Source organism: Microseira wollei NIES-4236, assembly GCF_020521235.1.
In the GTDB taxonomy this organism is placed as follows: Bacteria; Cyanobacteriota; Cyanobacteriia; order Cyanobacteriales; family Aerosakkonemataceae; genus Microseira; species Microseira wollei.
In genome coordinates, this window is record NZ_BLAY01000260.1 from 1 (window position 1) to 9,783 (window position 9,783).

Annotated in this window: 7 protein-coding genes; 4 read left to right on the forward strand and 3 right to left on the reverse strand. The window is 45.1% G+C overall.

Features of this window, described 5'->3' with window-relative positions:
• The 4 genes from MiSe_RS44680 to MiSe_RS44695 form a co-directional block, all read left to right on the forward strand.
• A partial coding sequence (locus MiSe_RS44680) for a (Fe-S)-binding protein (RefSeq protein ID WP_226593051.1) occupies window positions 1-1,474 on the forward strand: 1,474 nt, incomplete at its 5' end.
• A 158-nt stretch (window positions 1,475-1,632) separates the two neighbouring features.
• Complete coding sequence (locus MiSe_RS44685; protein ID WP_226593053.1) at window positions 1,633-4,215, forward strand: ATP-binding protein; 2,583 nt, start codon at window positions 1,633-1,635, stop codon at window positions 4,213-4,215.
• Window positions 4,216-4,749: 534 nt separating this feature from the next.
• Complete coding sequence (locus tag MiSe_RS44690; protein WP_226593056.1) at window positions 4,750-4,947, forward strand: hypothetical protein; 198 nt, start codon at window positions 4,750-4,752, stop codon at window positions 4,945-4,947.
• Between the two features lie 184 nt (window positions 4,948-5,131).
• Window positions 5,132-5,551: a hypothetical protein gene (locus MiSe_RS44695; RefSeq protein ID WP_226593059.1), complete on the forward strand. Its 420-nt coding sequence runs from the start codon at window positions 5,132-5,134 to the stop codon at window positions 5,549-5,551.
• Between the two features lie 204 nt (window positions 5,552-5,755).
• Here MiSe_RS44695 and MiSe_RS44700 read toward each other — a convergent pair whose 3' ends face one another.
• From MiSe_RS44700 to MiSe_RS44710, 3 genes are all read right to left on the reverse strand, one after another.
• Complete coding sequence (locus MiSe_RS44700) at window positions 5,756-6,805, reverse strand: histone deacetylase family protein (RefSeq protein WP_226593061.1); 1,050 nt, start codon at window positions 6,803-6,805, stop codon at window positions 5,756-5,758.
• 336 nt (window positions 6,806-7,141) lie between these two features.
• Window positions 7,142-8,386 carry an FAD-dependent monooxygenase gene (locus MiSe_RS44705; RefSeq protein ID WP_226593063.1) on the reverse strand — a complete coding sequence of 415 codons (1,245 nt, stop codon included), beginning with the start codon at window positions 8,384-8,386 and terminating at the stop codon, window positions 7,142-7,144.
• Window positions 8,387-8,436: 50 nt separating this feature from the next.
• Window positions 8,437-9,327, reverse strand: a complete 891-nt coding sequence (locus MiSe_RS44710; protein WP_226593065.1) for an ATP adenylyltransferase family protein — start codon at window positions 9,325-9,327, stop codon at window positions 8,437-8,439.
• Window positions 9,328-9,783: the final 456 nt, after the last annotated feature.

Below are 9,783 nucleotides of genomic sequence, written 5' to 3' on the forward strand. Positions count from 1 at the left end.
GGAATGGTGGCGACAAATTGGTACAGTAGGGGCAGGGCATCCGAAAAACTTTGATTTGGTGACAAAACTTACTGCTGCCGTGCCCCTACTGCGGGAATGGTGGCGACAAATTGGTACAGTAGGGGCAGGGCATCCGAAAAACTTTGATTTGGTGACAAAACTTACTGCTGCCGTGCCCCTACTGCGGGAATGGTGGCGACAAATTGGTACAGTAGGGGCACGGCAGGGGAAAAACTTTGATTTGGTGACAAAACTTACTGCTGCCGTGCCCCTACCCCCTGTTGATTCGACTGAAAATGGCTATAAGTGGGAGGGATTAGAAAAACCGGCAAATTTCCCGATGAAACTATGGAATACCATCCAAAAATATTGGGGAGTTTATGACTATTCCCATGAAGTTTATCAAGGAATGCACGGCTGTCTTTCTTGTAAAGCTTGTGCCACTCAATGTCCGATTCATGTCGATGTTCCCCATCTAAAATCGAAATTTTTGGAACTGTATTACACCCGTTATCTCAGACATTGGCGCGATTACTTGTTTGGCAATATCGAAACCCTCGCCAGTTGGCAATCTTATGCACCCGATTTATTTAATTTTATAACTCAAAACCCCGTTTCCCACTGGTTGATTAAACAGTTTCTCGGTTTGGTCAATCCACCCGTACTAAGTTCATTGACACTCAAACAAGGATTGGCAGAAAGACAAGCACCAGAATTCGAGCCGAATAAATTATCTAATCTCAGTCAAGCAGAACGGGAAAATAGCGTCATTTTGCTGCAAGATGCCTTCACCAGCTTCTTTGAATCTCAATTGGTTCTCGACACCTATGACTTGCTTTCCCAACTCGGATATACCGTTTACATGCCGCCGTTTTTTGCTAGTGGAAAACCTTTGCATGTCAAAGGGTTTTTGCAACAATTTCGGACAATTGCTCAGAAAAATTCCCTGGCTATAACTCAGTTAGGGAATTTGGGAATTCCCATTATTGGCATTGAACCCAGCATCGTCCTTACCTATCGGGATGAGTATGTCAAAATCCTCGATGCAAAAGCAACCTTTCCCAGAGTTCAGTTATTGCAAGAATTTCTGGTAACTCAGCTTGAACGCCTGCCAAAAGTAGGGACTACCTGCGAATCCTATTATTTATTAGGACACTGTACCGAAAAGACAATTGCTTTAACTTCTCAACAGCAATGGCAGGAAGTTTTCCAAGCAGTTGGAATTCCTTTAACCTTGGTTTCCACAGGTTGCTGTGGCATGGCAGGAATTTACGGACACGAAGTCGAAAACTATGCTGTATCTAAGGGTATTTATCAGATGAGTTGGGGGCGACACATTCCATCTTCCCCAGAAGAGAGACAAAGACTTTTAGCCACTGGTTTTTCTTGTCGCTCTCAAGTCAAGCGTTTTGAGGGGTTTTTGCCTAACCATCCAGTGCAAGTTCTGTTTCAGTACGGGTTAAGTATCGTCTGATAGCTGGCTGAACACCGTAAAAACACGGTTGCGATCGCACAACTTAACTTACAAAAATCTTAATATAGCTTGTGTGTTAATACCTCGATGGTTACTGCATCGTCACCAGTCGCGAATTCATACAAACTGTTAATTTTTGTAACATAATGACGCAAATAATGGCAAAGCCAAAAACTATATTATCAATCGATTCACCAGGGTTAATCAAACAATTCTTCACTCTTTTCTTACCGATTTCAGCACTGGCGGGCAGTATTTTGGGCATTGTTTACCAAGCCGAGGTGAAATCAGATAGAAAAGCCATAGAAATTAGAGAACAACGCAATGTAGAACTGCCAGCTAAAAGCATTGCGAGCGATTTCAGTTCGGTGGTATCGGACTTAAAGTTTTTAACCGCACAAAATGAGCTGAAAAGGCTGCTAGAAGAACCCGAAAGCCAACGAAGTCGGCGAGGGATGGGTCAGGAATATTTAGCTTTTTCTCAATATAAAAATATCTACGACCAAATCCGATTTCTAGACACTGCTGGTCAGGAAATTGTCAGGGTTAACTTCAACAACGGCAAGCCTAGTATCGTACCCGAACCAGAACTGCAATCTCAAGTTAAACGCTATTGGTTTAATGACACATTGAAGCTGAATCAAGGAGAAATTTTTGTTTCACCCTTAGATCTTAATGTGGAACGCGGAAAAATCGAGCAGCCACTCAAACCCATGATTCGTTTTAGCACGCCTGTATTTGATAGTGAGGGGACAAAACGGGGAATTGTAGTACTCAACTATTTGGGTGCAAACCTGCTCGACAATTTTCAGAGAGCTTGCGCTGCAACCTTGGGTCAATGTATGCTCCTAAATGCCGATGGATTTTGGCTCAAATCTGCCGAACCACAAGATGAATGGGGATTCATGTTACCCGAGAGGAAAAATAAGACATTTGCCAAACAATTTCCCGAAGCTTGGCAGAAAATGTCTGGGAATAATCAGGGACAATTTGAGACAGCAGATGGGATGTTTACTTATATTAGCGTCTATACTCTCAGGGAAGATCAAAAATTCAGTAACGGGTCGATTAAAGCCTTTGGTTCCAGGCTGGTTCAGGTTGACGCTAAAGCCTATAAGTGGAAGATTGTTTCTCGCGTAACGCCAGAAATTTTGTATGCCAAATCTCAGCAATTGCTGGTTAATTTCCTGCTGATATATGCAGGCTTAGTTGTTGGTATTGGCATCGTATCGGCGTGGATAGTACGCGTTCGCAAGAGCAATCAAATAGCACAGGAGGAGTTAAAAGAATCTGAAGCTAGACTGCGAGAACTACAAGAAGGAGAAGAATTGCTGAAGCGCCGCCTTTCTAGCCAAATTCGCAACTCGCTTGACTTGGATGCAATCTTAAAAACTGCCGTGGAAGAGATTCGCGATTTGCTGCTAATTGATCGCTGCCAGTTTTTCTGGTATAAAACCGATGGCGAGCAAGTTTACTGGGAGGTAATTCGGGAAGCGAAAAATCCTGAATTGCCCAGTTTAATTGGAGTTTATCCAGCCAAAGAAATGGGTTGGCGATTAGAAGATGTTTTAGCAATGGGAATGCTGCGAGTTGATGATATTGGCACTCTCAGCAACCCTATGGGACAAAAGTGCTTGGGTTTGTTGGGTTATACTTCGCTATTGGCGTTACCCGTGCAAACCCACTCTGGTGTTGTGGGGATGGTTAGCTGCGGTAACATTAGGGAAATTAGACACTGGCACGATCGCGAAGTCGAGAGCTTACAAGCAATTGTAGAACAACTTGCGATCGCTATCGACCAAGCCGAACTTTACCGTCAAAGTCGCGCCAGTGCTGCTTTAGCAACAGCACAAGCAGAAAAACTCCAACAAGCTTTGCACGAGTTGCAACAAACCCAAGCGCAACTGATTCAAACTGAAAAAATGTCCGGTCTAGGTCAGCTAGTTGCTGGAGTTGCCCACGAAATTAACAATCCAGTTAACTTTATCTACGGGAACCTCACCCATGCCAACACTTACGCCCAAGACTTACTCTCCCTCATACAACTCTATCTGCAAAATTATCCCAATCCCTCTGACGACATCCAAACGTATATCGAAGAGATAGAATTGGAGTACCTGACGGAAGATTTTCCCAAAATTCTCTCTTCGATGAAATTGGGAGCTGAACGCATCCGTCAGATTGTACTATCCCTGCGGAATTTCTCTCGATTGGATGAAGCCCAAATGAAACCAGTAGACATTCACGAAGGCATTGATAGTACGCTGTTGATTTTGCAAAATAGCCTCAAAGAAAAATCAGATCGTCCCGCTATTGAAGTGATTAAAGAGTATGGCAACCTGCCTTTGGTAGAATGCTACGCCGGTCAGATAAATCAAGTATTTATGAATATTTTAAGCAATGGAATTGATGCGCTAGAACAGCGTCATGGCTCGTCAAAAATTGATGACCGATCGCCTACTATTCGGATTCGCACGCAAGTGTTAAATACCCATTGGATTGCAGTGGGAATTGCCGATAACGGAGTGGGAATGACCGAAGCAGTGAAGTCAAAAATATTTGACCCTTTTTACACCACAAAACCCGTTGGCAAAGGCACGGGGTTGGGACTATCTATCAGCTATCAAATTGTAGTGGATAAGCATGGAGGGGTGCTGCGATGCGTTTCCGCACCCAAACAAGGAACAGAGTTCATTATTGAAATTCCAGTGCGACAAAATTGTCAACTGGGATCTTGCTAATAGCTCATTGCTAATTGTTAATCGGATTTTTACTATTAACGATTAGCGATTAGCGATTAGCCAAAAACCCAGATTATCACCCCAAGTAATTAACCGTTCGTAGTAGGCGCTTGGGCGCCGCCCCGCCCCGTTCGTAGTAGGCGCTTGGGCGCCGCCCCGCCCGATTTCTGCGAAAGTTTTGCACTATTCCGAAAAATTCCCAATATTTCACTCAGTGAGGGCGTTTGAGAATTCCCGCGATTAGCATTTAACCCAGAATTGGGTCAAAATTATCGCTTTAAAATCAACCTTTCCCAGGGTTCAATTATTGCAATAATTTCTGATATATCCGCGCTGAACTCAGCCTTTACCCAGGATAATTGCCTATAAAAAATTTTTAGGTATCCCGTTTGACAATTTGATCCCCAAAAGCCTTATTATTTAAAATGACACTGTAAGGAAAAAACAGCCGCTTTAGCTTATTTTAAGCAAGGGCAGCCAATTTTCCCACGGGTTGGGCTGCCTTTAACACTGGTTTCCACAGGTGGCTGTGGCATGGCGGGAATTTACGGTCAAAAAGCCGAACACTATGCCGAATCCAAAGGAATTTATCAGATAGGTTGGAGGCAAAAAAATCCACCAAAACTAAAAGCAAGACAGCGTTTTTTAGCGACTGGCTATTTGACGCGATCGCCAGGGCAGCGGTTTGATGGTTTTGTGCCTAACCATCCAGTGCAAATTCTACTAACGTAAGTTGCTAGTTATCTCTCTGCTTGCGGCTAATGGCTAATGGCGTTCCCAGGCAGGAGCTGTGGGAACGAGGCTAATGTCAATAACAATGCTATATTAGCAATTAGCAATTAGCAATTAGCAATTAGCAACGCAGTTTATAAGTAGCAGCTTGGGTTACTATCTCATCTGAATTGACAGAGGCATTATGGAAGATTCCCGCTTAATCGTGTACCACAAGCAAGGCTATAGTGCGCGCACCCTGTTTTTACGCCTAAATGATACAGTGTGCCATCCCAAAGGATTACCTTCGTTATCGCAAGTTTGTGAAAGCCACATAGAAGAAGGTCAAACAGTCACCTACCCGTCTACATTAATTGCCGATACTGAAAAGCAATTGGGATTATCTAGCGGGATGCTCGAAATTGAAGGAGAATTTGAGGCAGAAGTCGATGCGCCTGAGAGTCCAATTCATGTTTATCTAGCTCGTTGTACAACAACTGACCCACCCTATCAACAGATAGAAAATAGTGCAGGAAAGTTTATCGCCCTCACAGAAGCGCGTAGCTTACCACCGGCGGAGTTGGAGTTATTAAGGCTGGCTTATTCCTTCGTGATGGACGATTAGAATATCAGGACTTATATCATGTCCTTAGGCATCGGTTGCGTTTAGCTAGCTCTTGTGCAAGTGAGCAGGTGTGCAGGTGGGAAGGAAAAAAACAGTTTTTGCACAATCGACTATATACAACCGATGCTAGCGGACTTGATATGACACCACATATGGTGGAAATGGTGCGTTACACAAGCTTAACGCACCCTACATATACAGGAATTAGGCACGTCGAGGCCAGAAACTACCTTCTGAATCAAAACCAGTGACAAGTTGCCGAACATTTTCCCGTAATGCTGCAACAAAGTACCCACCTTCTTGTACAAATAGGGTTGGCAACTTCAGGGACCGGATTGTGCTGCCGATTTCATAGTACGATGTAGACTCAAGGGTAAAGCAACCCAAAGGATCGTCTTTAAATGTATCGTAACCAGTTGCCACGACCAAAACATCTGCCTTGAAATCGGACACTCTTTGGAGGGCTATTTGTAGGGCGTTTAAATAATCAGCTTCACCACTCCCTGCTGGGACTGGAATGTTCAAGTTATATCCTTCTCCATCCCCCGAGCCAATTTCTGCTTGAAAACCTGTATAAAAAGGATAAAAGTTGGTCGGATCGCCGTGAATCGAGATAGTTAAAACATCGCTGCGCTGATAAAAAATCTGCTGGGTGCCGTTACCGTGATGCATGTCAATGTCCAGAATTGCCACCCGATTGAACTTTTTGCGAAGTTCTTGGGCAGCGATCGCTGTATTATTCAAAAAGCACATCCCCATCGCCATATCCCGACAAGCATGATGTCCGCTAGGTCTGCACAAAGCATAGACACCAGACTCTCCCGCTAGTATAGAACCAGCTGCTGCGATCGCCGCCGAGGCACTTCCCAAAGCTTTTCTCCAGGTGTATTCCCCAATCGGTGCTGCACAATCAGCAATGTACCATCCTGCTAAAGCGACAGGATTTTGGTTCAAATTAGCCATATGGCGGTTGGGGGAAATGTTAGGAAAAATCTCGGTATTGGCATCGGGCATTTTTGACCAATTTGACCAAGCATTCTCCAGATAGTCAATATAAACAGCATCGTGTACGGCAAGGATTGATTCGCGCGGTGGTAGCTGGGATGTGAAAGCGATGGCGCAATTTGCATCTTCCAGTCCGAACAGAATTTCCCATCCCCTTTGGGCAACATCCGGGTGTTCCACAAAGCGCCCTCGGCGGAGGAATTGCTCTGGACTAGGAGCGACAAAATATGGGCTGACGATAGTTTTCATATTCTCAGGACTTATATCATGTCCTTAGGTATCGGTAGGGAGCATGTCAGGTTTGTAAATTTACGCCGACACCCTAAAGGGTGCGGCTATACAAACGAAGCCCGCCTTCGCGGGCTAAAGCTTTTAAAGCCTGCTCTGGCAGGCTTTGTTTGTGTAGCGACACCCTTTAGGGTGTCGGCTACAAAGTTGACATGCTCCCGTATCGGTAGTGTATGGATGGCTAATTGCTAATTGTCAATTGCCAAAAGAGCAGCCATTAGCGATTAGCTATTAGCAGTTACACAACCGTTGCCTAAGGACATGATATTACGCAAAGAAACCCGGTTTCTAGGAGCGTCATGCGTAATTCCTGATTCTGTATACAGGCGATTTGGCATCGTAATCAAACAGCCATTTAAACTGCAAGTCTCCCAACCAAGTAGGCGTTAGCCGATATATCCAGTTTCGCAAGAAACAACCGATAGGTGAATCTGTCTGACCCAGCTTTCCGACTTGTCGGGATACGGTGAAAACTTTCTCAACTCTTTGACTGCGACTTTGTTCAAATTGACGCAATCTTGCAGAGATATCTTCCCCTGTTTCTTGTCCGACAATTAAATATTTGACCAACTCAAAACAGTCTTCAATTGCCATGCATCCCCCCTGACCGAGGTTTGGTTGAACTGGATGGGCAGCATCTCCAATTAATGTTACCCGACCGCGACCCCATTGCATTCCTTTGGGTTCGCGGTCAAAAATATCATCTCGATAAATGCTTTGTTCGTCTAAAGTTTCGATAATTGCCGGTATGGGGTCGGCATAGGATGAGAAAAGCGCTTGCAGTGCTTTTTTAGCACCACCGACAGCTTCATCGTTACCACCCGCTGCGGTATTGCTGAATCCGTAGAAAGCAAACCTGCCCCCCCCGACATCAAAGTATCCAAAGCGATTACCGCAACCCCATAATTCTGCCCAAGTGTAACGTTCGTCAAGGGGCAGGTCTTTTTTATAGAACCATCCCCGCCAGCAACACATGCCGCTGTAAATCGGTGGTTCTGACTGTTCCTTGCCTTCTAGACGCGATCGCACCTTCGAGTATAGTCCATCAGCACCAATCAGAACATCGCCCCAAGCTTCCCGCCCATCAGCAAACAATACCTGAATCCCGTCAGGTGTTTGGCAAAAGTCTGCGAAAGCGGCATTAGTTCGTACAGTTCCCTCCGGAAGGGCATTGTAAAGGATGTGCTGAAGTTCCGGGCGCAACAGGCAAACTCCCAAATCCTCAGCTTTGACAAATTCAGGAGAATTGAGATAGAGAAGCGTTCCTTTGTCGCTGAAAAATCCTCCTTTGAGAATCTTTCCTCCTCGTTCGTAAAGGTGCTGGAGTATCCGTCCTTCCCAAAGTTGTTCGTAAATCCGCATGGCATTCCGTTGGATGAAAATGCCCCCAGGCCCCGATAGCATTGAGTCAAGGTCTCGCTTTTCGTAAAGTTCCACTTCGATGCCGGCGTCAAGACAAGCACGCGCACAAGTTAGCCCTCCAATTCCACCACCGATGATAATTGCCTTTAAGGCTGTATCTGTTGTCGTTATTTCCTGCATCGCCATATACCAATTTTTCTCTCTTGTTTTAATTTAGCGACTTATCGCCCCTAGCAAAGCGAAATCGGCACGGCGACCTTCTGCAAGAGGGTGATTGGCCCCCAGTCTTTCAAAATCTTCATTTGCTCATAATTTCTGACTAAAAGCGCCCCCGCGAAGCCTAATGAATTGACAGAAATTGACTCGAATTCCTCTTGACTTCGGGGTACAATTAGCATCCATTTCCGCGTCGCTAAAAGATTGTACGCACCGGGTTGGTCGCCATTGTTTAATCCCAGGGTTTGGAGCAAGTTGCGGTAGCATTCTAGCGTAGAAGCAGCTTGTAACGGAGACTGCAACCAACTAGGGTCTAACTGTGCAAAAGCGTGTCGGAAAGGAAGACCCGGTATTGTGCCAATTGAATCCTGAAATTTTGCCGATGCCAGCAAAGGTTCAATGGGTATCTGCACACCATTGGGTACAAGTGGTAGGGGAACCAATTGCAAGTGCTTGTGTCGCTGACTAGCACCGGCAATCTTTCCCCCATTGTAAAATGCTAAACCGTCAATTTCCGCCAAACATGCCCACATCGCCTCAAAATCTGGCAAAGTCAGCCAACTTTCCTGTTCCTCAAACTCACGGGTAATGATCAGCAGGTGATAATCTACTACGTTGAATTTATTGAAGATACAGACATGGGTATCGGAGATATCTGTAACGAACAGATCCTCATCATAGGGCAGAAACGGGTTAAAGTCCTTGCCTGAATTAGCAGTTTCTTTGTTTTGTTTCTGCTTCGCTTCATCCTTCCGCGCCAAGTTGGATAATATTCGCACCAGGAAGCGAACGCCATCTTGTTCTACAAACTCGTACTCTGTCGGAATTGACAGCAGTGCGCCGCATTGGATGGCATGTTCGGTTCGCTCTATGACTTTTGTCCACAACCTGCCCGGTTTCAGCACTTTTAAACCTCCGCCCGCTTGTATTTGCTTGCCTCAATTTAACAAATATCAATTATTGTTACCGAATTAGTTAGTCTTGAACCCCTATTAGCATTTAGGGCGAAAATAGAGATACCTACAATAGGCGGGGAAATGCGCCTTGGTGGCGCCTAACATTTCTCGCCCATAGCTACAACCAGAGGTGGAATATGTACACCTTTCCAATTGCTCACCCCATAACCTACATCATCGTCAAAATCTCCGTGCTGATTTTGGCATTGCTGGTGTGGTGGATCGTCACTGCTGCCCCAGTCACATAGGTACGATTCGGCTTTTGGGGCACGGCATTCTACAATCTGGGGTAGAAACCACAACTGATATCATGTCCCTTCGCAACGGTTGTGTAACTGCTAATAGCTAATCGCTAATGGCTGCTCTTGGAGGCAATTGACAATTAGCAATGAGCAATTAGCAATT